This is a genomic window from Morganella sp. B601, from assembly GCF_051172335.1.
Lineage (GTDB): Bacteria > Pseudomonadota > Gammaproteobacteria > Enterobacterales > Enterobacteriaceae > Morganella > Morganella morganii.
The window spans coordinates 86,776-110,389 of sequence record NZ_JBPIZE010000002.1 but is presented as its reverse complement, the minus strand read 5'-3'; the positions used below and the strand labels follow the sequence as shown (position 1 = coordinate 110,389).

Annotated in this window: 25 protein-coding genes; 11 read left to right on the top strand and 14 right to left on the bottom strand. The window is 52.2% G+C overall.

The genetic code is table 11. The annotated features are described in order from the left end of the window. The first annotated feature begins 3 nt into the window (after window positions 1-3). On the top strand, window positions 4-1,638 hold the full coding sequence (locus ACSBQN_RS05210) for an FGGY-family carbohydrate kinase (RefSeq protein WP_036407830.1): 1,635 nt from the start codon (window positions 4-6) through the stop codon (window positions 1,636-1,638). Between the two features lie 151 nt (window positions 1,639-1,789). On the opposite strand, the gene ACSBQN_RS05205 is transcribed toward ACSBQN_RS05210, so the two are convergent. Beyond that, on the bottom strand, window positions 1,790-2,254 hold the full coding sequence (locus tag ACSBQN_RS05205) for an Lrp/AsnC family transcriptional regulator (protein ID WP_004237343.1): 465 nt from the start codon (window positions 2,252-2,254) through the stop codon (window positions 1,790-1,792). Between the two features lie 194 nt (window positions 2,255-2,448). Here ACSBQN_RS05205 and ACSBQN_RS05200 point away from each other — a divergent pair, with 194 nt between their 5' ends. Next, the gene (locus ACSBQN_RS05200) at window positions 2,449-3,057 is read left to right on the top strand and encodes a LysE family translocator (protein ID WP_004237344.1); all 609 of its coding nucleotides are present in this window, start codon (window positions 2,449-2,451) and stop codon (window positions 3,055-3,057) included. 79 nt (window positions 3,058-3,136) lie between these two features. Here the strand turns inward: ACSBQN_RS05200 and ACSBQN_RS05195 are convergent, their stop codons facing one another. Then, complete coding sequence (locus ACSBQN_RS05195; RefSeq protein ID WP_201893151.1) at window positions 3,137-4,558, bottom strand: PLP-dependent aminotransferase family protein; 1,422 nt, start codon at window positions 4,556-4,558, stop codon at window positions 3,137-3,139. A gap of 138 nt (window positions 4,559-4,696) precedes the next feature. Between ACSBQN_RS05195 and ACSBQN_RS05190 the strand changes: the two genes are divergently transcribed. The 4 genes from ACSBQN_RS05190 to ACSBQN_RS05175 all read left to right on the top strand — a co-directional run bounded on the left by ACSBQN_RS05190 (window position 4,697) and on the right by ACSBQN_RS05175 (window position 8,194). Continuing rightward, complete coding sequence (locus ACSBQN_RS05190) at window positions 4,697-6,037, top strand: cytochrome ubiquinol oxidase subunit I (protein ID WP_004239494.1); 1,341 nt, start codon at window positions 4,697-4,699, stop codon at window positions 6,035-6,037. Beyond that, a complete protein-coding gene (gene cydB, locus ACSBQN_RS05185; protein WP_354632804.1) occupies window positions 6,027-7,034 on the top strand; it encodes a cytochrome d ubiquinol oxidase subunit II in 1,008 nt (335 codons plus the stop codon). The genes ACSBQN_RS05190 and cydB overlap by 11 nt, the downstream gene beginning before the upstream one ends. Next, window positions 7,015-7,170, top strand: coding sequence for a DUF2474 domain-containing protein (locus tag ACSBQN_RS05180; protein ID WP_072015089.1), 156 nt, complete (start codon window positions 7,015-7,017; stop codon window positions 7,168-7,170). Before cydB ends, ACSBQN_RS05180 begins: the two co-directional genes overlap by 20 nt. Window positions 7,171-7,369: 199 nt before the next feature. Continuing rightward, window positions 7,370-8,194, top strand: coding sequence for a siderophore-interacting protein (locus tag ACSBQN_RS05175; protein ID WP_024472937.1), 825 nt, complete (start codon window positions 7,370-7,372; stop codon window positions 8,192-8,194). Window positions 8,195-8,238: 44 nt separating this feature from the next. Here the strand turns inward: ACSBQN_RS05175 and phoH are convergent, their stop codons facing one another. Then, a complete protein-coding gene (gene phoH, locus ACSBQN_RS05170) occupies window positions 8,239-9,024 on the bottom strand; it encodes a phosphate starvation-inducible protein PhoH (protein WP_024472936.1) in 786 nt (261 codons plus the stop codon). Between the two features lie 310 nt (window positions 9,025-9,334). After that, window positions 9,335-10,333, bottom strand: coding sequence for an endonuclease (locus ACSBQN_RS05165; protein WP_152696389.1), 999 nt, complete (start codon window positions 10,331-10,333; stop codon window positions 9,335-9,337). Window positions 10,334-10,512: 179 nt separating this feature from the next. Between ACSBQN_RS05165 and ACSBQN_RS05160 the strand changes: the two genes are divergently transcribed. Continuing rightward, window positions 10,513-10,686, top strand: a complete 174-nt coding sequence (locus tag ACSBQN_RS05160; protein ID WP_172973050.1) for a hypothetical protein — start codon at window positions 10,513-10,515, stop codon at window positions 10,684-10,686. Here the strand turns inward: ACSBQN_RS05160 and ACSBQN_RS05155 are convergent. Both ACSBQN_RS05155 and ACSBQN_RS05150 read right to left on the bottom strand, forming a co-directional pair. Next, a complete protein-coding gene (locus ACSBQN_RS05155; protein WP_024472934.1) occupies window positions 10,683-11,156 on the bottom strand; it encodes a threonine/serine exporter in 474 nt (157 codons plus the stop codon). The two genes, ACSBQN_RS05160 and ACSBQN_RS05155, sit on opposite strands and share 4 nt — an antisense overlap. Next, window positions 11,156-11,944 carry a threonine/serine ThrE exporter family protein gene (locus ACSBQN_RS05150; RefSeq protein ID WP_024472933.1) on the bottom strand — a complete coding sequence of 263 codons (789 nt, stop codon included), beginning with the start codon at window positions 11,942-11,944 and terminating at the stop codon, window positions 11,156-11,158. The genes ACSBQN_RS05155 and ACSBQN_RS05150 overlap by 1 nt, the downstream gene beginning before the upstream one ends. Window positions 11,945-12,065: 121 nt before the next feature. On the opposite strand from ACSBQN_RS05150, the gene ACSBQN_RS05145 reads away from it, so the two are divergent. Beyond that, window positions 12,066-12,788 (top strand): TetR/AcrR family transcriptional regulator, encoded by a 723-nt coding sequence (locus ACSBQN_RS05145; RefSeq protein WP_250211515.1) that lies wholly within the window; start codon window positions 12,066-12,068, stop codon window positions 12,786-12,788. 26 nt (window positions 12,789-12,814) lie between these two features. Here the strand turns inward: ACSBQN_RS05145 and ACSBQN_RS05140 are convergent, their stop codons facing one another. Beyond that, window positions 12,815-13,225: a hypothetical protein gene (locus ACSBQN_RS05140; RefSeq protein WP_024472931.1), complete on the bottom strand. Its 411-nt coding sequence runs from the start codon at window positions 13,223-13,225 to the stop codon at window positions 12,815-12,817. Between the two features lie 255 nt (window positions 13,226-13,480). Between ACSBQN_RS05140 and ACSBQN_RS05135 the strand changes: the two genes are divergently transcribed. Continuing rightward, a complete protein-coding gene (locus ACSBQN_RS05135; protein ID WP_004237358.1) occupies window positions 13,481-13,774 on the top strand; it encodes a DUF5339 domain-containing protein in 294 nt (97 codons plus the stop codon). Between the two features lie 64 nt (window positions 13,775-13,838). Here ACSBQN_RS05135 and ACSBQN_RS05130 read toward each other — a convergent pair whose 3' ends face one another. The 3 genes from ACSBQN_RS05130 to ACSBQN_RS05120 form a co-directional block, all read right to left on the bottom strand. Further along, on the bottom strand, window positions 13,839-14,276 hold the full coding sequence (locus ACSBQN_RS05130) for a universal stress protein (protein WP_024472930.1): 438 nt from the start codon (window positions 14,274-14,276) through the stop codon (window positions 13,839-13,841). A 158-nt stretch (window positions 14,277-14,434) separates the two neighbouring features. Continuing rightward, on the bottom strand, window positions 14,435-14,863 hold the full coding sequence (locus tag ACSBQN_RS05125; protein ID WP_004239509.1) for a universal stress protein: 429 nt from the start codon (window positions 14,861-14,863) through the stop codon (window positions 14,435-14,437). 78 nt (window positions 14,864-14,941) lie between these two features. Beyond that, a complete protein-coding gene (locus tag ACSBQN_RS05120) occupies window positions 14,942-15,805 on the bottom strand; it encodes an NAD(P)H-hydrate dehydratase (protein ID WP_024472929.1) in 864 nt (287 codons plus the stop codon). Between the two features lie 154 nt (window positions 15,806-15,959). On the opposite strand from ACSBQN_RS05120, the gene ACSBQN_RS05115 reads away from it, so the two are divergent. After that, entirely contained in the window at window positions 15,960-16,181 is a 222-nt protein-coding gene (locus tag ACSBQN_RS05115) for a DUF2594 family protein (RefSeq protein WP_004237362.1), read from the top strand. A 170-nt stretch (window positions 16,182-16,351) separates the two neighbouring features. Here the strand turns inward: ACSBQN_RS05115 and ACSBQN_RS05110 are convergent, their stop codons facing one another. Continuing rightward, the gene (locus tag ACSBQN_RS05110) at window positions 16,352-17,803 is read right to left on the bottom strand and encodes a DUF3999 domain-containing protein (RefSeq protein ID WP_354632805.1); all 1,452 of its coding nucleotides are present in this window, start codon (window positions 17,801-17,803) and stop codon (window positions 16,352-16,354) included. Then, window positions 17,803-20,493 carry a DUF2339 domain-containing protein gene (locus ACSBQN_RS05105; RefSeq protein ID WP_214167914.1) on the bottom strand — a complete coding sequence of 897 codons (2,691 nt, stop codon included), beginning with the start codon at window positions 20,491-20,493 and terminating at the stop codon, window positions 17,803-17,805. Before ACSBQN_RS05105 ends, ACSBQN_RS05110 begins: the two co-directional genes overlap by 1 nt. Before the next feature lie 734 nt (window positions 20,494-21,227). On the opposite strand from ACSBQN_RS05105, the gene hemB reads away from it, so the two are divergent. Continuing rightward, the gene (gene hemB / locus ACSBQN_RS05100; protein WP_036407803.1) at window positions 21,228-22,202 is read left to right on the top strand and encodes a porphobilinogen synthase; all 975 of its coding nucleotides are present in this window, start codon (window positions 21,228-21,230) and stop codon (window positions 22,200-22,202) included. Window positions 22,203-22,402: 200 nt separating this feature from the next. Here hemB and ACSBQN_RS05095 read toward each other — a convergent pair whose 3' ends face one another. Both ACSBQN_RS05095 and ACSBQN_RS05090 read right to left on the bottom strand, forming a co-directional pair. Further along, window positions 22,403-22,753 (bottom strand): DUF488 domain-containing protein, encoded by a 351-nt coding sequence (locus tag ACSBQN_RS05095; RefSeq protein WP_024472924.1) that lies wholly within the window; start codon window positions 22,751-22,753, stop codon window positions 22,403-22,405. Beyond that, the gene (locus ACSBQN_RS05090) at window positions 22,750-23,265 is read right to left on the bottom strand and encodes a methylated-DNA--[protein]-cysteine S-methyltransferase (protein WP_214167913.1); all 516 of its coding nucleotides are present in this window, start codon (window positions 23,263-23,265) and stop codon (window positions 22,750-22,752) included. Before ACSBQN_RS05090 ends, ACSBQN_RS05095 begins: the two co-directional genes overlap by 4 nt. Window positions 23,266-23,614: the final 349 nt, after the last annotated feature.

The following is a 23,614-nucleotide window of genomic DNA, read 5'->3' as shown; positions in this document are numbered from 1 at the left end:
ATTATGAGTGTCTATTTTATTGGTGTGGATGTCGGGAGCGGCAGCGCCCGGGCCGGGGTTTTTGATGCTGCCGGACGCAAAAAAGGCGAAGCGAAGCGGGATATCCGTCAGTTCAAACCACAGGCGGATTATGTTGAACAATCCTCCGATGATATCTGGCGCAGTGTGTGCCTCGCGGTAAAAGATGCGGTGGCACAGGCACGTATCGACCCGATTCAGGTCAAAGGCCTCGGTTTTGATGCCACCTGCTCCCTGGTGGTACTGGATAAACAGGGTCAGCCGCTGACGGTCAGCCCGACCGGCCGCAGCGAGCAGAACATTATTATGTGGATGGATCACCGGGCTATCAGCCAGGCGCAGCGGATCAATGACACCAAACATCCGGTGCTGGCGTATGTCGGCAACCGCATCTCGCCGGAGATGGAAACGCCGAAACTGTTATGGCTGAAGCAAAACATGCCGACCACCTGGGCGAAAGCGGGCTATTTCTTTGATCTGCCGGATTTTCTGACCTGGAAAGCGACTTATACCAACAGCCGGTCACTCTGCTCCACCGTGTGTAAATGGACCTATCTCGGCCATGAAGATCGCTGGGATACCCATTTCTTCCGCCAGATTGGCCTGGAAGATCTGCTGGAAAACGATGCGCAGATTATCGGCCGCGAAATCCGCCCGATGGGTGAACCGGTCGGTAACGGCCTGACCCCGAATGCAGCGGCAGATTTAGGGCTGATTCCGGGCACCCCGGTTGCCACCTCGATTATTGATGCACACGCCGGCGGGATCGGCGTGCTGGGTGCTGCGGATGCCACCGGCGCACAACCGGATTTCAACACCCGGCTGGCGCTGATCGGTGGTACCTCGTCCTGTCATATGGCGGTATCCAAAAATGCCCGCTTTATCGACGGGATCTGGGGTGCCTATTACAGCGCCATGATTCCGGGTTACTGGCTCAATGAAGGCGGACAATCCGCAACCGGCGCGCTGATCGACCATATGATCACATCGCACCCGCAGTACAGTGATGCGAAAAAACTGGCTGAACAAAACCAGCAGACGGTGTATCAGCTCCTCAACGACCGTCTGCTGGCACTGGCGGGTTCAAAAGAGGATATCGCCCTGCTGACACGGCATATCCATGTGCTGCCTTATTTCCACGGCAACCGCTCGCCGCGTGCAAACCCGAATCTGCGCGGTGTATTGACCGGTCTGCGTATGACCCAAACTCTTGATGATCTCGCGCTGATTTATCTGGCGACCATCCAGGCGATTGCGCTGGGTACCCGTCATATCATTGAAGAGATGAATAAAGCCGGATATGCCATTGATACCATCATGGGTTGCGGCGGCGGCACCAAGAACCCGATCTTTATTCAGGAACACGCTAATGCCACCGGATGCGCCATGCTGCTGCCGGAAGAGAGCGAAGCGGTTCTGCTGGGTTCGGCCATGCTCGGCTCGGTAGCTGCGGGCTTCTATGCCTCGATTCCGGAAGCGATGCAGGCCATGAGTCGGATCAGCAAAACCGTGACACCGCAGACTGAGAGCATCAAACAGTTTTATGATGCCAAATACCGCGTATTCCATCAGATGTATCATGATGATCAGCGTTACCGGCAACTGATGTCGGAAGTATAATATTCTGGTTTTATCTGCAGAGGCGCGTTTTTTAACGCGCCTTTTTCTTTGCCTCTGATTTGACCATCATCACAAAATCACCGCGCAATCCTGTTGCTTATAACCTGCATGAGTGCACAATTCTGTTGCGTTTCGTGATAACCCTCACATTTTACAAGGGTAACGCGTGTGTCACCTTCAGGGTTTCCATCGGAACTTCCGTCTTAACACTTTGAATACTTGGAATTTGTGTCAGATGATCGGCATGAAACCGACGGTATGAGGTCAGGTCTTTGGTCACAATACGGATCATCGCATCGCATTCACCGGCCATCAGATGACACTCCACTATCTCCGGCATTTCATTAATGGCCGCGACAAAATCATTGATAGTCTGTGCGTCCTGCCCTTTAAACCAGATACGGGCATAGAGCATCAGCCCCGCGCCTATCTTGCTGCCGTCCAGAATCGCCGCATAGCGCCTGATAACGCCCGTTTCCTCCAGCCGCCGTACCCGTCTCAGGCAGGGTGACGGAGAGAGCCCCACTTCACGTGCCAGCTCCACATTCTGCATTCTGCCGTTACGTTGCAGCTGGTCCAGGATCCGCCGATCCATCTTATCCAGTTCAATTGACATTTAAATCACCACCTGACAGTTTCCGCGCAATAATATTGCTAAGAATAGTTTTTTCGGGTCAATTTAACAACCTAATTTCCCGCGAAGCCCCGTATAATTTACATAACAAATCAGGACGTCACAGTATTGAATTAAATTCTTAATATTCAATAAATTGTGAATTATCCATATATTTTTTGAACTTGGGGTGTCGTATGGTCATAAATACATTGATGGTGTTTGGCGCAACCGTGTTACCCATTGTATTTGCTCCCGGACCCGATATTTTATTCGTTTCATCACAAGGTCTCGCCAGCGGTTCCCGCGCAGCGCTGAAAGCCAACATGGGTGTGCTGCTGGGTTACGGTATGCACTCCATTCTGGCGGCATTCGGGCTGGCAGCCGTTGTGGTGGCATCCCCGGTTCTGTTTAACGGCATGCGCTGGTTCGGCGTGGCCTATATTGCGTATCTGGCTTTCCGTATGGTGATGTCCGCCATGCACAAGAGCGAAATGCCGCCGATGCAGCCGGCAGCCAAATCAGTTATCACCAAAGGCTTTTTTACCAGCTTCCTGAACCCGAAAGGCCTGCTGGTCTACTTTGCTATCCTGCCGAACTTCATTTCCGGCAGTGAGAGTGTCGCAATGCAGTCCCTGCTGTTATCCGGTGTGTATATCGCCAGCTGTGCCATTGTTTACAGCGGTGTGGCACTGATTTTCGGCCAGATGAGCAAAGGGGAATATAACGACAAACGCCGCCGTATCGGTGAAGGCGTTGCCGGGGGATTACTGGCCACCGCTGCAATGAGCCTGGCATTCAGTTAATCTGCGGAAAGTCAGCGCAATCAGCAAAAAGGGCACTGAAAAGTGCCCTTTTTTATATCTGCGCCATGACAAATTTGTATCACCCTTGTGTTTTCTTCAGCACATGACACAGCTGACCCAGCACTTTCATCGCGTTATCCAGCCGCTCATTCCATTCAAATGAGCAGTTCAGGCGGAAAGCGTGATTAAACTGGTCACTGGTGGAAAACATCGAGCCGGGCGCGATGCTGATCTGCTCATTGAGTGCCATACGGTACAGTTTGACGGCATCAAACGGTGGTTCAAATTCCAGCCAGAGGAAATAGCCGCCCTGCGGACAGTTGACCTTCACATCTGACGGGAAATATTCGCTGATGGCATACAGCATCCGGTGCTGGCGCTGCTCCAGCTGCTGACGCAGTTTTTTCAGATGCGCATCATAACCGCCCTGACCGAGATATTCCGCAATCGCCTGCTGTGTCGGCATACTGGCGGATACGGTACTCATCATCTGTAACTGCTGCACTTTACGGGCATGCTTTCCGGCCGCCACCCAGCCGACGCGGAAGCCCGGCGCCAGACATTTGGAAAACGAGGAGCAGTGGAAGAAATTGTTATCTTTATCCAGGCTTTTCGCCGGTTGCGGCGCATTGCTGCCAAACCAGAGCTCACTGTAGACATCATCCTCTATCAGCGCGATTTCATGCCGCGTCAGGATCTCCACCAGCCGCCGCTTATTTTCCGGCGGCATGGTGCCGCCGAGCGGGTTCTGGAAGTGCGTCATCAGCCAGCAGGCTTTGATATCATAGCGCCCGGCGACTTCTTCCAGCGCATCAAGGTCAATCCCGGTCTGCGGATCGGTTTTGATCGCCACCGCTTTCAGGCGCAGACGTTCAATTGCCTGCAATGCGCCGTAAAATGCCGGGGATTCAATCACCACCCAGTCCCCCGGTTCCGTGACCGCCTGCAGGCTCAGTGACAGGGATTCCATTGCTCCGGCGGTGATGACAATATCATCCGGTGAGACATGGATCCCCTGTGCGGCATAGCGGCGGGAGATATTACGCCGCAGTTTTTCATTGCCGGGCGGCATATTGACCACCGCGCTCTGCGGTGCGATGCGGCGGGCCACGGCACCCAGCGCTTTGGAGAGCTTCGGTTGTACCAGCAGCGAAGGATCGGGAAATGCCGACCCGAACGGAATAATGGCCGGATCTTTGCAGGCCTGGAGCACATCAAACAGCGAAGCGTTGATCTCCACATTTTCACTCAGGTGCATACCCAGACCGCCCTTGGCCTGGGCAAACGCCGGGGCGCGTTTGGCGACAAAATACCCGGACTGCGGACGGGCCACCACCCATCCCTGGCTCTCCAGTAACTGATACGACTGTACGACAGTCATCAGGCTCAGTCCCGACTGTCTGGCACTTTCCCGCAATGACGGCAGCCGGTCACCAACCTGCCAGATATCATCTTCGATCTGCTGTTTTATCTGCTCTGCTAACTGTTCGTAGCGTGTCATGGAGCGCTCTCCGTAAAACTGTTATGGACATTTCATGACTAATTGTCACTATTATACTTTAGCAACTCATGGTGTACTGTGCCACACATTTCATCTGCGTAATTATCATTTACATAGCTATAACAACGAGAGGTCACAATGTTTGGGTTAAGTGCCCTTGAGCTTGCGCGAATTCAGTTCGCCTTCACTGTGTCGTTTCATATCATTTTCCCTGCAATCACCATCGGCCTGGCGTCATTCCTGGCGGTGCTTGAAGGGATGTGGCTGAAAACCCGCAATGAGGATTACAAAAAGCTCTTTCATTTCTGGTCAGCCATCTTTGCCGTGAACTTCGGCATGGGTGTGGTTTCCGGTCTGGTGATGGCCTATCAGTTCGGTACCAACTGGAGTTTCTTTTCTGAGTTTGCGGGATCAATCACCGGTCCGCTGCTCACTTATGAAGTACTGACTGCTTTCTTCCTGGAAGCCGGTTTCCTCGGCGTGATGCTGTTCGGCTGGAACCGTGTCGGTGAAAAACTGCACTATTTCGCCACCTGCATGGTTGCGCTCGGCACACTGATGTCCACCTTCTGGATCCTGGCTTCCAACAGCTGGATGCAGACCCCTCAGGGGCATGAGGTGATCAACGGTGTTGTGGTACCGGTGGACTGGTTCGCGGTGATTTTCAATCCGTCCTTCCCGTACCGCCTGCTGCACATGACAACCGCCGCATTTCTGGCATCCGCCTTCTTTATCGCTGCTTCTGCCGCCTGGCACCTGTTGCGCGGCAACAAATCCGGTGCCATGAAAAAGATGTTTTCCATGTCATTGTGGCTGATTGTGGTTCTCGCACCGCTCCAGGCACTGATTGGTGATGCGCACGGGCTGAACACACTGAAACATCAGCCGGTTAAGGTAGCGGCAATGGAAGGTCACTGGGAGAACAAACCCGGGGAGGCCACACCGCTGATCCTGTTTGGTATTCCGGATAATGCACAGGAAAAAACCCGCTATGCCGTGGAAATTCCCGGGCTGGCCAGCCTGATCCTGACACACAGCCTTGATAAACAGGTGCCCGCACTGACCGAGTTCCCGCCGGAAGACAGACCGGACAACGTGTTCGCCGTGTTCTGGTCATTCCGCGTGATGGTCGGCCTCGGCATGCTGATGCTGCTGGCTGCCGCACTGAGCCTGTGGCTGCGTTACCGGGGGCGTTTATATGATTCCCGGCCTTTCCAGCGCTTTATGTTATGGATGGCACCGTCCGGGCTTATCGCGATTCTCGCGGGCTGGTTTGTGACTGAAATCGGCCGCCAGCCGTGGGTGGTTTACGGATTACAGCGCACGACAGATGCCGTTTCAGCACACGGTGAGATGCATATGAGCATCAGCCTGCTGATCTTCTTTATTGTTTATGGTTCTGTGTTTGGTATCGGCTACATCTATATGATGAAACTGATCCGCAAAGGTATCGCGCCGGAGGTGTCTCATGGGCATTGATTTACCCCTGATTTGGTTCGTCATTATTATATTCAGTACGTTGATGTATATCGTAATGGACGGATTTGACCTCGGTATCGGCATCCTCTATCCCTTCGTGAAAAGCAATGCTGACCGCGATTTGATGATGAACAGTGTTGCCCCGGTCTGGGACGGTAACGAAACCTGGCTGGTGCTGGGCGGAGCCGCGTTGTTCGGCGCTTTCCCGCTCGCCTATGCCGTGATTCTGGATGCGCTCGCCATTCCGCTGACACTGATGCTGGTCGCGTTAATCTTCCGTGGCGTGGCTTTTGAGTTCCGCTTTAAAGCGGATGAACATCACCGTTATTTCTGGGATCGCGCGTTTCTGATCAGCTCAGTTATCGCCACTTTTGTGCAGGGCGTGGTCGTTGGCAGCGTAATTGAAGGTTTTCCGGTTGCAAACCGCGCCTTTACCGGCGGTGCCTTTGACTGGCTGGCGCCGTTCCCGCTGTTCTGCGGTTTCGGTCTGGTGATCGCCTATGCCCTGCTCGGCTGCGGCTGGCTGGTGATGAAAACGGAAGGTCATTTACAACAGCAAATGTATAAGGTACTGAAACCTCTGACCCTGGTGATGCTGGCGGTGCTGGCCGTGATCAGCCTGTGGACCCCGCTGGCGCATGACGCCATTGCGGCACGCTGGTTCAGCTTCCCGAATATTCTGTTCTTCCTGCCGGTACCGCTGCTGGTGCTTGTTTGTGCCGTTGCGCTGTTCCACAGTGTCAGCCGTCATCTGCACTATACGCCGTTTTTTGCAGCGCTCGGTCTGGTTTTTCTGGGCTTCACCGGACTCGGTATCAGTATCTGGCCGATGATTATTCCGCCGGTGATTAACTACAAAATGGCCGCCGCCCCCGGCGAAAGTCTGAGCTTTATGCTGGTTGGCGCTTTATTCATCATACCGGTCATCCTGGTATATACCTGGTGGAGTTATTATGTCTTCAGAGGAAAAATCACCCATGACCAGGGCTACCACTGAGCCTGCCGCAGCGGCCCCCTGGTGGAAAAAAGCCGCCTGGATGGTCGCTATCTGGGCAGGCAGTGTTCTGGCACTGTTTGCTGTCTCATCACTTTTCCGCTTATTAATGACGGCGGCGGGAATGAAAGTAAGATAGTCGTCATGTCTCATCAGTAAGTACCTCATCAGTACATCATGCACTGTGTAAGCAGCTGCATTGCCCGGCACACCGTACCCCCATACGGTGTGCTTTTTTAAATAATTTTATTGATAATGATTACCATTCTTCTGAATTCCTGATACACTCCGCGAAATAGATATAACGAAACTAATAACAATAGAACGGAGAATTGCGCATGAGCCGGGAAAAAAATATCTACCGCCCTGCACCCCCGCGTCTGATTCAGGTGAAATCCTTTACCGACGTTACCCCCAATCTGCGCCGCATCACCTTTACGGCAGATTCGCTGGATACCTATCCGGCAGATTGCGAAGGTGGTCACCTGAAGCTGTTTATTGCCAAAGATGCGCCGAACCCGCCTGCTCTGCCGGTGCTGTCCGATAAAGGACCTGTCTGGCCGGAAGACAAGCCGCGTCCGATCGCCCGTACCTATACCGTGCGTGCGATCCGCCCTGAGCTGAAAGAAATCGATATAGAATTCGCTATGCATAATGATGCCGGTCCGGCGGTGGATTTCGCCAGAAATGCCAAACCGGGAGATTATATCGGTATTACTAATCCCGGCGGGCCGGATCCGCTGCTGCCGGTGGCAAAACACTACTATATGGCCGCCGATTTAACAGCACTTCCCGCTGTTGCCGCGCTGCTGGAAAAAATGCCTGCAGAAGCTCAGGGCAATGTGGTTATCCGCATCGATCACGCGGATGATCAGCAGGTGCTGAACAAACCCGCGGGTATCACCCTGCACTGGGTGACCGGCGGCACAGAGAAAACCACTGAGGTCACCGCACTGTTTAAAAGCTGGCCGGTCGCCGATGTGACAGAGTGTACGTTCTGGATTGCCGGAGAGGATGCGATGGTCAGGGATCTGCGCCGCTATGTGCGCCGTGAGCTGAACGGGGAACACAGTCAGATGTATGCGATCCCGTACTGGCGTTTCGGTTACGATGAGGAAGGTTATCACCGCCTGCGCCATGATGTGATGGATGCTGACGACTGAGAATAAACAGGCTGCGGCAGTGTCTGCCGCAGCCGCTGCTGTGATCAGTTATAGGCCTGTAGTGCCCGCAGACAGAGTGATGAACGCACACAGTCATCCTGTGTGAAGGACACCACTGACACCATATCGTCATCCCGGAAACGACGCAGTACATCATCCAGCCCGGACGGGACATTGCCCGGTAAATCACACTGGCTGACATCACCGTTGACAATCACTGTCACATTTTCCCCCATCCTGGTCAGAAACATTTTCATTTGTGTGACAGTCACGTTTTGCGCCTCATCGAGGATCACCACCGCATTCTCAAAGGTTCGCCCGCGCATATAGGCAAACGGCGCAATTTCCACCTTACCGATCTCCGGACGCAGACAATACTGTAAAAATGAAGCCCCCATCCGTTTCACCAGAACGTCATACACCGGCCGGAAATACGGCGCGAATTTTTCACTGATATCCCCGGGCAGAAACCCCAGATCCTCTTCCGCCTGTAATACCGGACGGGTGACAATAATCCGCTCGATTTCCTTATTGATCAGTGCATCTGCTGCCAGTGCGGTACTGATAAAGGTTTTGCCGCACCCGGCCTCGCCGTTGGCAATAATCAGTTGTTTATGGGCTATCGCCCTGATGTATTTATCCTGTGCATCATTTCGCGGTAAAACAGCACTGTTGTCGCGTTTTTCCCGCGCCATGCCGATAGCTTCCACCCCGCCCGCCGGGATAAAAACCGCCACATTATCATCATTAAAACGTGCCCTGCGCGACTCTTTCCGGCTCATTCGTTTTGCCTCTTTGCGTGCTCTGACTACCGCTTTTTGTCTGCCCATAATCTTAATCCTGTTGATTTCTGATGACGGAATAACTGAAACAGTGAGTTGGCAACCGGCGGCTCCCTTCAAGCCATGAGTGAACATTCAGATAAAAAAAAGCCGGTGATAAATCCGCCCTGTTGTTCAGGGTATTTATCACCGGCCGGTACTGTCGTTCGTCTGTATGTCGCATTCGTTATCCTCAGATGACAAACTAAAGCGAACACTAAACTGACTTTGTGACAGTATAATGACAATACTTTCTTTTCAGCAATTAAAATCGGCGGATATTTAACATTTTTGCCACATTTCTGTTATCCGCCGCACATCAGCGTGCTTTGCAGTTCTTCGCCATGCTGTACCCTGCGGCCTGTGCAGAGGCGGCATCAGAGAACATTTCAACATTTTTACTGCTGATCCGGTTATAGCCCGGGCAATCCGGAAAATGGTAAATCTTACTGTTGCGGTTACCGCGGATACGCTGATCCGTTGCTTTCTTTTCTGCTTTCGGCGGTACGTTTACCGGTGTCACCGGCGCGGATGGCAGGCGGGTAAAAATACCATCGGCACTGTTGATATGCCCCGGCTCCCAGCGGCGTTCACCGGTCACAAACGGGTTTGACTGCCCGGTAACCGCACGGATACGGCGATCCCGCTCCCGCTCGGCGGCGGATGGCGGAAATTCGCTGTCCCACACCATCAGTAATTTTTGCTGCTGTTCTGACATTGCCAGATCGTAGCGGTCATGCATATAGAACCAGACCCGTGCCACCTCGCCTTTGACTTCATCGCGCGGCTCGAAAACCCGCTGCTTAAAATCCACCCGGCTGGTGCACTGCCCGTAGCTCTGTGAACCGGCGCCGCGTGCGATCCCGTAACGAAAATTACTGCGATCCCCGTTGACTTCGCCGACAGACGGCGCCAGGTTGTGGAGATCAGCTTCCATTGCACGGAAGACCGGGTCCTCACTGACACAGTTTTTGCGCCCGCCGTTCTGCCAGCACTGGCGCTGATGCCCGAACACCCAGGCAGGAACAATATGCTCCCACTCAATCCGCTCTGCGCGGGTCAGCTGTGACCGTACCCGGTAACCGCAGCTGTTCAGATCAACCCGGCCGCCGGATTTTCCGGCCCACTCCCACTGACAGCCGCAATACAGTGTCCCTTCCCCCTGTGGGTTACGGTTCTGATCGTAATAAATTTTTTCACGGGCCACTATTTTGGCCTCATCAAACCGTTCCGGCGCAGCCGCAAATACCGCAGGCGTAATAACACACAACAAAAATAATGAAACACGAAATGATTGAAAAATACGCATATAAATCATAAACCAACAGAATACCAGGGGTGGCAATTATGCCACGCCGCGCGGGAATTATCGCCTCAGATTTTTTATTAATCAGTCAATCCGCCGGATAAGGCAATTTCCGGGCGTTTTTTTACAGAATGATTTAAATCTGAAACTTTATACTCTGCTGACATTAATCATAAATCCGGAGAATAATCATGCATCCGCTGGTCGATGAGATGATAGAAGAAATAGTCGGCACCGCCTGTGCCTATGATGACGATGAGGTTGATGTCCGTGTGCAGGAAAGCCGCAACCGGGTGCAGATTCAGATTAGTGTGACCGATAAACCGGTCATGGACATTATCCTGAATCTGACCCGCATCAGCTAAACGCGCGGACGCTTGCGGTACAGCCACAAACCGGGAACAGACAGCCCGATAGACAACGCGCCGACCACAAAGCCCGCCCGCAGGAAATTGCTCACCAGCATCTCCAGCAGTTCCGGGGTAAAACCGGACTGTGACAGTTTGATCACCGCCAGCATTGCCATATAGGCATTAATACCCGGAAACATCGGGATTATGGCCGCTACGGTAAAGACTTTCGGGTGCGCCAGCCACCAGCGGGACCACTGAATACCGATGATCCCCACCAGCACCGATGCCCAGAATGTGGCGGCAACGATGTCAAAACCGGCGGCAATCAGCATAAACCGGCTGCCGTGACCTATCGCCCCCAAAAGTGCGCAATATTTCAGTGCCCGTTTCGGCACGTTAAATACCATAGCAAACCCGGCCGCCGGAATAGCTGCCAGCAGCATATCCTGCGCCAGTGCAGCCAGAAAAGAGAGTACCGTCATCATATCCAGTCCCTCAGGCTGCCGAGTGTGATCGCGGTAAAAATACCGATACAGGTTGCCAGGGTGAGCAGGCTTGCCATCGCCCAGCGGGCAAGGCCGGTGTTAACATGCCCTTTGAACATGTCCGCAACCGCGTTGATCAGCGGAAAACCCGGCACCAGCAGCAGCACACTCGCCGCCATAGCAATGCCGGACGTTGCCGAAAACAGCGGAATTTTCAGCATCATTCCGGCCACCATCGTGGCAACAAACGCCGTAAAACAGAAGTTAATCAGCGGGTTCATATGCCGTGCGGTCAAAACCTGACGGACATACATCGCACAACCGCTGGCGGCAAAGGTAATCACCGCCCCGTCCCAGCCGCCGTTATTCAGCTTACAGAAACAGGCGCAGGACAGCGCCACCATCAGCACCATCACCCAGCGCGGATAGCGCAGCGGTTTCATATGGGCGAATTTTTTCTGCACCCCTTTGCAGTCAAGATGACCGTGCTCCGCAAGGATCACCACATGCTGCACTTCTGTGACGATATGCATATTAATACCGCGATCGACCACCTTGCGGGTGGATGTCAGGCAATGCCCGTTAATGATCGTGGTGAGCACAATGGCATTCGCCGAGATGGCGCAATCCACCTGGTCAGCTCCGAGCGCCTTCCCTGTCCGTCCCGCCAGCTCCTCCACCAGCATACTTTCCGCACCGTGCTGTAACAGCAGCAGCCCGCACTCGATACACAGGCGGGTGATAGTCCGCTGCATATCCTGTGTAATCTCTTTCCCCTGTCCCATAATTTTACCGTTAACCGTTGATGGTCCGACTTTCCCGCTATTCTAATTCTTTGTATTAACAACTCACTGGGTTTGATCAATAGTTTGATAATAAATAGTCTTACTATGCCGTAATTGCAGTATGGCAGGGAAACGGGCTATTGAGCAATCCGGCGCGGCGTGGTTAAATCAGGACATATCACTGCCACAGGAGCCTGAATCTGTTATGTCATCCACCCCGTCACCATTAACCCCGAAAGGGCAGCGCCGCCGTCATGCCATTCTCACCGCCGCTGCGGATGTTTTTATCCTTCATGGTTACGAAGGCACGACTCTGGATATGATAATTGAACAATCCGGCGGGTCACGTTCCACGCTGTATACCTCTTTTGGCGGGAAAGAAGCATTGTTTCTGGCCGTCATAGACCATCTTATCAGCGGGATTTTTGAGGATAATGAAGAGGAAGAACCGGAAACGGCACCCGATGCGGAAACACTGTTATATACCAGCGGCAGACGTTACCTGCACAGCATTGTTCACCCGCAGTCACTCGGTTTATATCAGCTGATTCTGGCGGAATCACAGCGCTTCCCGCAAATCAGTGAACAATTTTACCGCGCCGGCCCGCTGCGCACCGCACAAAAACTGGCGGCCGGGCTGAAAGCACTGCCCGGTATCGCCGCATCAGAGGAAACATTACTGGCCGTTGCCGCCCGTTTTCTGGAAATGCTGAAAGCCGACCTGTATCTGCCGGTTTTCGGTCATCGTCATAAGAAGCCAACGGCGGAATTTATTGAAAAACAGCTGCCGTTATCTGTGGAGATAACGGCCTGTTACCTCCGCCACACATTAACATCCCAATGAACAGCGGTTACCATTAACATCGGCCTTCAGGCGGTCACTTCTGCCGCCTTTGCCCGTGCCGCTGCCATATCATCAGCAACAAACACCGGCACACCGTAGACCGCACCAGCCATAGGCGCGAATTTCGCCAGCTCCGCTTTATCACCGGTTTCCTGATTGGCGGTCAGGATCATCACACTGCAATATGCAGCCATTTTCTCTTTTCCGGTTTTCAGCCAGCGGCGGACATACTTACGCGCATCCATATCTTCCTGTGTATCCGGCTTTTCCGGCCCGTCTTTCGGCGGGTAAATTAATGCGAACGGGGTCTGCTTATCCAGCAGCGCATCCAGTTCTTTCACCCACTGTTCTGTTTGTGCCATATTTTCCGGGAATGACTGCATTATCACTACCGGGAAGGCGCCTGTATCCATATGAACAAAATTAACTGCTGACATAATAACTCCGTAATTTTTTGTATTTGTCGGTACATTATTATTCCGGCAGAAACCTGTCAACAAATAAGAATGCGTTTCAATTGCATCAGCACAAATTGCGCATTATCTGCCCGCAGGTGCCGGGCCGTGTTATTCTTATGCATAAAGTAAGTAATTATTCTGAGATTCATCTTATTCTTATATATATCCCATGATATTTCGGGGAATATTGATTAATTATTCATATCCGTTCCTGCCTACAACATAAGGTCTATAATGAAAAAGCTGACACTAATTACCCTGGGATGCCTGTTCTCTGTTACTGCTTTTGCTGCCAATGCCAGCAAAGTCTGTGATGAATATTTCACTGAAATCGACGAAATGGTCAAACTGGCAGAGCAGGAAGCCAAAGGTGATGCTGATGCAACTGCACAGATCACTGCCATGAAACAGCAGCTGGAAACCGCAAAAACACAGATTAAATCTGTACCGGAAGAGACTCAGGACATGGCGTGTCAGCAGGGTCTTGATGCACTGAAGGAATTCAAAGCATCGATGGCAAAACAGTAATTCTGTTTTCACGAAAAAGGTCCGCGTTTGCGGACCTTTTGGTTTTTATTGTTATACTTAATATTCAGCGGACAACCAGTACGGAAACCTGCGCATGTGCCACAATCCCGGAGGCGGTTGACCCCAGCAGATGGGTTGAAATACCCGGCAGGCGCGAACCGACAACAATCAAATCAGCATGGATCTCTTTTGCTTTTGCCAGCACTTTATCTCTCGGCGTGCCGTAATCCACAAAATAACTGACCTGCTCTGCCGGTAAATCCACTTTTTCGGCAATCGCTTTTAACTCATCTTTTGAACGGGCAACGGCTTTTTCCGCAAATGAGTTCAGTAATTCATAGTGGTAGTTATAGCTTATTGAGAATTTCGAAATATCCGGTACAGAGTGAAACAACATCAGTTTCGCCTGTGACATCTTCGCCAGATAAATCGCGTGTTTCAGGGCATTACTCGTCAGTACATCTTCTGTCACATCAATAGGAACTAATATCGTTTTATACATACCATCCCTCATTGTCAGTTCAATGTGTATTTGAGTTAAGTATAGGCAATAAACCGGAAACCGCTGTGCCGGGCATCATGTTTTTTCAGAAGAAACAGGCAGGTAAAACAGCCGGTGACACAGTATGTCACCGGAAAAATATCAACGATATGCAGAACTCAGCGGACAACCATCACCGAGACCGGCGCATAACGGACAACACCACCGGCGGTCGAGCCCAGCAGATGGGTGGAGATATTCGGACGGCGGGAACCGATAACAATAATATCGGCTTTTACCTCTTCCGCTGCCTGGATAATTTCATCACGCGGCGAACCGAACGTAATCGTGTAAGCGAGTCGCTCCGGCGGCAGATCAATAGAATCCATCAGCATATGAAGATCTTCTTCCGCTTTAATGGTCGCTTTATCTTTTATCTCCATATAACCCAGCGCATACGCATTAATAATCGCGGATGAGATCGGCAGGACATGGACAATATGCAGCTTAGCCCCTGTTTCTTTCGCCAGATAGAGTGCATGGCGGACAGCTTTACTGGTCAGTTCTTCTTCTGAAATATCGATAGGAACCAAAATTGTATTATACATACTGCCTCCTTGAATAAATCATGCGATATATTGTCACTATATTAAACAGAGCGGAAAATATCTGTGAGATTGATACCGTTAACTCTTATTACCCGGCATTTCTGTTATCAGGCGGTTACGGATTAACCGCACATAATCAATAATTTCATGAGCAGTTAATCCGGCAGGGCCGATACCGGCGGCCACACATTCATCTGCCGCCGCGCCGTGCAGCCAGACTCCGCCACAAACCGCTTCCTGCACCGGCAGCCGTTGTGCCAGCAGACTACCGATAATACCGGATAGCACATCCCCGCTGCCGGCAGTGGCCAGCCCGCGGTTACCGCTGTGATTACACCATAACTCACCGTCCGGTGAGGCAATCAGGCTGCGGTGCCCTTTCAGCACCGCCCAGCAGTGATACTGAGCTGCCAGCGCCAGCGCCGCCGCCGGGCGATCCGCCTGAATATCCGCCACGGTGGTATGCAGCAGACGGGCGGCTTCCTGCGGATGCGGGGTTATCACACAGTTATCATCCAGCGCGATACCCGGCGTGGCGGCCAGAATATTCAGTGCATCCGCATCCAGCACCTGTGGTTTGCCGGTCTGCATAAACGCCGCTTCCGCCAGTACGCGGCTCTCTGTACTCTGCCCCAGTCCGGGACCGGTAACCTGTGCGGTCAGCGCCGGATCATCCGCAAGGGCGCGGGCAGTACGCAGCATCAGCTCCGGTGCATTCTCAACAAACGGCACCGGCAACTGCGGCTGATTAAACCCCAGGATTACTTTGCCGCACCCGGTTTTCAGGGCAGCACATCCGGCCAGAATAACCGCACCGGTCATTCCGGCAGCCCCGCCGGTGATCCCGAGGGTACCGAATGTGCCTTTATGACTGTCTTCCGGGCCCGGTGTTTTTAATGCCGGGTAATCGCGGGTTATGGCATTGATATCAATAATATTCATCTGATTATTTTGCCTTTTTCAGCGGATAATGAACGCACCCTGTTTATCAGCATAACGGGAAAATAAAAAAGAAGGTAGAGCAGTGACGGGCAGATCTGGTATTCTTTGCGGCTGATATATCCGGGACTGATAAATATAACGGTTGAGGTTAACCATGAATAACGCATTTAAAACAGAAAACGATACTGAAACACTGGCTGCAGAAGTGACCTGCTTAAAAGCACTGGTAACATATTTACTGAAGGCGGTGGGTCAGGCGGATGCCGGCCGTATTATCGTCAATATGGAACGCCAGATCAGCGAAATTGATGATGAGCATCTGTCCGGTACCTTTAAAAATACCATTGCCCAGATTAAAACTGAGTACCGGAAATAATTTCCGGCCTGGCAATTAATGCTGTCCGGGGATAATGCAACGAATCGCTAAAGAGAGAGGCCGCTGTTTGTGTAAGGATGATGTTCCTGTACTAAATACCCTTTCTTTTTTATTTTCGTTTCTGTCCGCACGCTGTTATACAACGTGCGGACTTTTTTTATGCTGTACGGTTATTTCTGTTCCGTTTTCATTTCTTTCAGCAGGCGGACAGCAAATAATCCGAGTATTACCACACCAGCCACCAGCACACCCCATAACAGCCAGGTTTTCCAGGCAAACGGCGGCGGAGCTTCCGGTTCAGGCAGTAACTTCGCTTCCCCGCCCAGTGTGACCTCTTTTTCTGACACATCAGCCCGCGGAATTGCATCCTGATTATTCAGATTATTGCCCGGCAGAAGCTGAGACAGCGGTAAAAATGCCCCATCAGCATCATGCGCCCCCCACACCAGCAGATACGGCGCGGAGCCCTGGGCGTTGAAGGTCAGATATTGTGCATATTTAACCCCGGTAACCTTCGGTGGTGTTTCACGCCAGCTGCTGTTAATCGCGGTCAGTCTGACCTGGCGGACCGGCAGATCATTCAACCGGATGTTACTGTTGCGGTTTTCCGCATCATCCGACACCAGTGAATAAAGCACTTTATTATCCAGCGGCAGCCAGTTCCCTTCTGTACCACTCCGGTATTCTATCCGTACCGGCAGCACCGTATTTTCCCGGTCAATATGAAAATCCAGACGGCTGAGACTCTGGGTATTCGGCAGGCTGTAAATCATACTGCCGTCAGTGTCCTCCGCAGGCACAAAATCAAAACGGTTCACCTCACGGCGCTCCACAGTCCGGGAACTCATCCCTTCTGCGGTGGTGATCTGCGGTGGTGCCTGATTGTTATCTCCGGTAACGGAAAGCAGCCAGTATTTCGCCCTGCTTTCATCACCGCTGATATAGCCCGGAATTTTTATCTGCTGTGCCAGCAGCGTATCCTCACCGGATTTCAGATCCATCAGCGGCACATCGAGGATCACCGGCGACCAGCTCTGTTTGTCATCGCTGCTGAACAGTGAGGCTTTGGCCTGCATATTACCGGTCTGCTGCGGCCAGTTCAGTGTGACTTCCCGCAGCGGCAGCGGGAGCTGCTGCTTGTTATCCGGCACCAGCAGGTAAGTCGCGGTGGACGGACGCGCCAGGCTGTCCGCCTTATCATTATAAATCGTCAGTTCTGTACCGTTATCCGCTTTCAGGCGGATTTTGCGGTTGCCGTCCTGCTCTTCCGTCCGGCTTTGTGACAGCGGATAGATAACGAAGCGGACACGCGCGCTTTCATCTTTTACCTGCTTCGCCGCCGTCAGTGACATCGGCACCGGCGTACCGGAGCTGTCAAAGATACGGATATCCCGCAGATCCGGCCAGGCACTGTTGAGCCAGACATTATCCGGTACTGTCAGCCGGTAAAATGGTGCATTCTCCGCCCGGAGCTGTAATTCCGCCCCCTGATTAAAATCATTCAGTGTCTTCGCCGGGGTGTCCGCCCGCGAAAGGGTCGTCACCGATGTCAGCACCGCCGCCAGGAGCACAGCCCCCGTATGCCATTTGCGGCGCAGTGCCGCCTTTTTACCTGTGATCATCAGTTATCTTCCTTATTATTCTGTATGTCAGTGCCTGTCTTCGGCGGTAACGGCGAGAAATATCCCACAACCAGTATCAGCAGAGCCACCCCGATAAATGCACCGGCTCTGGCAAGCCCGCTGCTCTGGTTCATATCAACTACAAAGAGTTTAATAATCACCACGGCAAAGACAGCCGCCCCGGCCAGCCACAGATGGCGTTTATGCCGGCGGGTTGCGGAGGTCATCAGGATCACGGCGGTCAGTGCCCAGACAATCGCCAGCGTGGTCTGAATAAGACGGGACTGCAGCAGCCCGGTGGTTGTCCATGCAGTGCCGTCCGCAAAGGCCAGTGCGCGGATCAGAATACCGTTCGCCCACCAGATCCCAAGCACGGCAATGGTAATACCCAGGCCGCGCACCACATCTGCCCGGAAATGCACTGCAGGTGTGGTCCGTATCAGCGCATCACGCAGACACCACAGTGCAGCAAGTCCGAACAGCCCCGCTTCATCCAGTGGGTTCAGCAGCGGCACGTACTGCCAGAGCGACAGCTGACCATCCTGCATATTTCCGGTAAACAGTGCCAGTCCCAGCAACACAGCCAGCGGATAGGCACTCTGCCAGTACAGCGCGGCATGATTGTCCATCGGCGGCCGGCGCAGGCGCTGCATGGCGTAAAGCACGAAAATCACACCGCACGCCGACAGCATGGCAATAAAGTAACCCCACTCTTCCGTGCCCCACGGCAGCTGCATTTCCGCCCACATCACTTCGGCGGCGACCAGGCCGATGACGGTCCAGAGTGACGCACCGTGCATCAGGTTGCTGACAATGCGCGGTGCCTGTTCCGGCAGCAGCCGGATAAAGGTAATCATACTGCCGATAACCAGCAGCCAGATAAAGCCGCCGTACAGCGAACCGGCCGCATGTGTTCCGGTAAGAATATAGTCACACAGTATCAGCAGGCTCACTATCCACAGCGCACTGATGCAGTAATACAGCTGAGTCCACCGTACTTTGCGCGCCAGGAAGAACCAGCTCCAGACCGAGATCACAAGCCCGGTCAGCACATACTCCTCACCGGACAGTAATTCCCCCGCCGGTGATAACCACGGCAGCATCCACAGCCAGGAGAGCCAGGTGACCATGGCCGGGATAATCAGCAGTCCGGAAATCAGTTTGCTGCGGTTCATCAGGCGGAAATGGTGATGAAGTGCCCCGGCAACCAGCAACCCGCCCCACTGGAAGATATACATCCAGATGCTTTGTTCTGACCAGAAAATAAAGTCCATACTGTAGAGCAGAGACGCAAACCCGAGCAGCACCAGTCCGGTGGCGCTCCAGCCGACAATCCGCTGTTTTTGCAGACAGGCGAACCACAGTATCGCCAGCCCTTCAATCGTCCAGGCCACGGATGTCCACTGCGGCGACAGTGCCAGCGGTACTGCCAGCGAGATAAAGCCGATACTGAGCAGCAGGAAGCCGAGTGACAGCCGTTGCCCGTCAGCACGGAAGCGGCGCAGACTGACCACCGCAAGCAGCAGATAAATCAGCCCGAAGACCAGCGATGATATTGCGGTACCGAGATAGAACGGCTCCGTAATGGCATATTGCAGGGAAAACGCCAGCACCGGCGGTGCAAACAGCAGTACCGAGTCCACCATCAGCTGTTTTCGCCCGTCATCTGTCCGGACATGATGCCGTGCATATTGCTGCGTCAGCAGCCCGTAGACCACCAGATTCAGAATAATGAAGATCTGACAGTTCAGGTAATACTCCGGCTGGTAGTTATCCACGCCCCAGATCACACCGACCACAAAGGTAAAGGTGAAACCGGCGATATTCAGCACCCGCCAGCCCTGCCAGTAGTTTATGATCAAAATGGAGACGGAAAGCATCAGATAATAGGAGAACAGCGCAACATAATTACCGCTGCCGGTGGAGAGCAGCACCGGCGCCGCATAACCACCGATCACAGCCAGAACCGCCAGGCTGACCGCGTTTTGTATCACCGCAAAGAAAACCGATGCCAGGCAGATAACCACCATCAGCACCAGTGCAAAGGCCAGCGGCAGGAACTCATAAAGCTTATAGGCGGCAAATATCGTGATATAAAACGCACCGAGGCTGCCGCCCTGAACAATCAGGCTGTACAACCGGTTTTTATGGCGGACACACCAGCCGACAATAAAGAGTGTCACTGACAGGATTGCCGCACCGATCAGACGGACTTCCGGTGTCAGGATATTATTTTCGATACTGAATTTCAGCAGATAGGAAAGGCCGATAAACAGCAGCAGAATACCGATTTTAGCCGGGAGGTTGCCGTTAAGCAGCCATTCGAGAATATTGACCGCCGGGCTTTTGCGCTCCGCCGCTGCAATATCCGCCGGGAACTGTATTGCCGCCGCGATAACAGGTTCCGGTTCAGGAACAGGATCAGGCTCCGGCACCGGTTCATACTGCACTTCCGGCTCCGGTTGCAGCGGGATCGCTTCAGACAGCGCAGCAGCCTGAACTGTAGTCTCCGCCACCGGCTGACCGCCGGTCAGGGCATCCAGTTCCCGGCGCAGTGATTCCGTTTCCTCCGTCAGAACACTGACCTGCAGCTTCAGCAGCGTTGTGCGCCGCAGCGCCGCAACAGCAATAAACGGCGTCACAACAATGAGCGCCACTAACACAAAACCCCAGAAGAGTAATGAATCCATGTTTATCCTGTTTTTCAGTCTTTAACTTAGAGTGTAGACAATTTTTAATTTCCGTTATCTCACATACTGCCTGTTATGCTGCTAAAAATCAGGTGAATAAATCCGGCTATTTAACAAATGCCATAAAATGCTGTTTTATCCCGTTAATCCGTTGTTAAAACACCGGAAACATCTGCAGACGCACGGATTTCGCACCTGTTTTGACTAAAAATCATTTTTCCGGTTTTTAAATATTGACTGTTATCACAAAAAGGGGCAATTTTGAGATACAGATCACAACAATAAAAGGACACTCACTATGCGATTTTTAGCCCGCTTCTTAAAAGAGTTAGACAACGTCACTGCGTCCTTCTGTGTGGTCGCATTTTACCGTAACCGTCTCTGACGGACAGACTGAGCATTTTTGAGTTATATCGATTCAAATCAAATTTAGTTTAAATGTTAAATTTAATTTGTGAGAAAGATTGACACTCATCAACAAAGTGCTAAAGTTATGTCATCGAATTGTGAGAACGCAATAAACAAGAACGCAATTATGTTACCTGCAATAAAAAATATCAGACGTTTTATCTCAGAGCTCAATAAAATCGCCCGTATTATATTCTGAAGATAAACGCACATCGTTTTCAGGCTCCCTCTGCGGAGCCTTATTTTTTTCTGCCTGTACCCCATCCTCCTCTGAAAGGTTTATACTGACCGCATTATTTTTTGTGAAATAAGGAGCAACTGTCGTTATGCAACATGACATCCAGCGTCTCAGAAGAATTCGTCAGACCCCGCAGATGCGTGATCTGTTCCGGGAAACCTCATTAAGCCTCAATGATCTCGCGTTACCGATTTTTGTCGAAGAAGGCGCCGATGACTATAAAGCCATCGACAGCATGCCCGGCGTTATGCGTATACCGGAAAAGCGTCTGGCTTACGAAATCGAGCGGATCGCCAAAGCCGGTATCAAATCCGTCATGACATTCGGTGTTTCGCATCATCTGGATGCAACCGGCAGTGATGCCTGGGCGGAAGATGGTCTGGTTGCGCGGATGTCCCGTATCTGCAAAGAGACCGTGCCTGAGATGGTGGTGATGTCCGATACCTGTTTCTGTGAATACACCAGCCACGGACACTGTGGTGTGGTGCATGACGGCGTGGTGGATAACGACGAAACCCTGCATAACCTCGGGTTACAGGCGGTGGTTGCCGCACAGGCGGGTGCTGATTTTATCGCGCCTTCCGCTGCCCAGGACGGCCAGGTGCGGGCTATCCGTCTGGCACTGGATGCCGCCGGGTTCCATCAGACCGGGATTGTGTCCTACTCCACCAAATTCGCCTCTGCCCTTTACGGCCCGTTCCGTGATGCAGCCGGTTCCTGCCTGAAAGGCGACCGCAAAACCTATCAGATGGATCCGATGAACCGCCGTGAAGCCATCCGTGAATCCCTGATCGATGAGCAGGAAGGTGCAGATATGCTGATGGTGAAACCGGCCGGTGCTTATCTGGATATTCTGCGCGATGTGCGCGAGCGTTCAAATCTGCCGCTGGCGGCCTATCAGGTGAGCGGTGAATACGCGATGATCAAACTGGCCGCACAGGCCGGTGCCATTGATGAAACCCGCGTTGCACTGGAGACTCTCGGCGCCATCAAACGTGCCGGGGCAGATTTAATTTTCAGTTATTTCGCCCTGAGCCTGGCAGAGAATAAGATCCTGAGCTGATAAGCTGAATTATCCTCTTTGCTGAAAAGTCCCGGTTCGCCGGGATTTTTTGTGCTGTGACGCTTCCGGTACAGGCAGACAGAACGAAAAAACGCTGTAAATACATCCCTGTACGCTCGGATCGCGCCATCCGTGGCGCTTACGTTTTCCGTTCGCCTGTCTGCCTGTACCTGCGCGTCAGTCAGGCCGCCGATATGTCATCAGGATAATTTTTCTTCCAGAAATGCCTTCAGCACTTTTGCCTGGTTATGCTCTTTATCTTTTGCCGCAAACAACAGTGTCAGATTGCCCTGCACCGCTCTGGCCACCAGCGGTTGCCAGCTTTGCGGGCTGCTCTCCAGCTCTTCACGGTAGCGCCGTTCAAACTCCGGAAACTGATCACTGTTAGCGTGGAACCACTTGCGTAATTCCGTATCCGGCGCAACATCCTTATTCCATTCATCGTAATTCAGATCGGTTTTTTTAATTCCGCGCGGCCACAACCGGTCAACCAGTACCCGGTAACCGTCACTTTCCGCGACCTCATCATAAACCCGTTTGCAGAAAATCATACTGCTGCTCCTTTAACCTGTTTTTCATGAGCCAGTAACCAGGCTTTGCGGTCCGTTCCTCCGGCATAGCCGGTCAGTTCACCGTTTTTGCCGGTAACGCGGTGACACGGCACCAGCACGGAAACCGGATTCATCCCGTTGGCCCGCCCGACAGCCCGGACAGCGCGCGGTGAGGATAATGATTCCGCCAGCATACTGTAAGTAATGGTACTGCCAAACGGCACAGACAATAATGCATCCCAGACTTTTTGCTGAAAAGGCGTTCCCGGCAGCACCAGCGGAACGGTAAATATCATGCGTTTACCGGCGAAATAGTCCTGCAGTTGTGATTCCAGCAGCGCCAGGTGAGGATGATTTCTGTCTGTTACCGCCATTTTCAGCCGGGCAGAAACCAGCTGTAAGGTATCTTCGCGGCGGTTGTCTTCAGTAAATTCCAGAAAACAAACCCCCTGCTCCGTTGCCGCTGCCGACATCTCACCCAGTACCGTGCTGAATTGTGTACGAAATATCATCAGAATTCCTTTATTTTCCGTATATCACTGGCAAGTGTACCGTTTTCTTTACGAAATCGTATATTTTATGAGTTAAAATTGATTTTATTATGCTCAACTTCTTTTGAGTGAAAACTTGATTGAACTCACACTAATGAGTAAAGTACATCCCAACGATACAGCACATTAACTGTACCAGTTTAGATTAACAGATAAACACGTTCACCCGAGTATTGAACATTATTTTCAGAAATAATGGAGGAATTGTTATGGCTAAATTAATTAAATCCACAAAAACAACTTTTGATCGTATTACCACTGCAGTTATGACAATTTCTGTACCGCGCTTCTTTTAATTAATACGCGACAA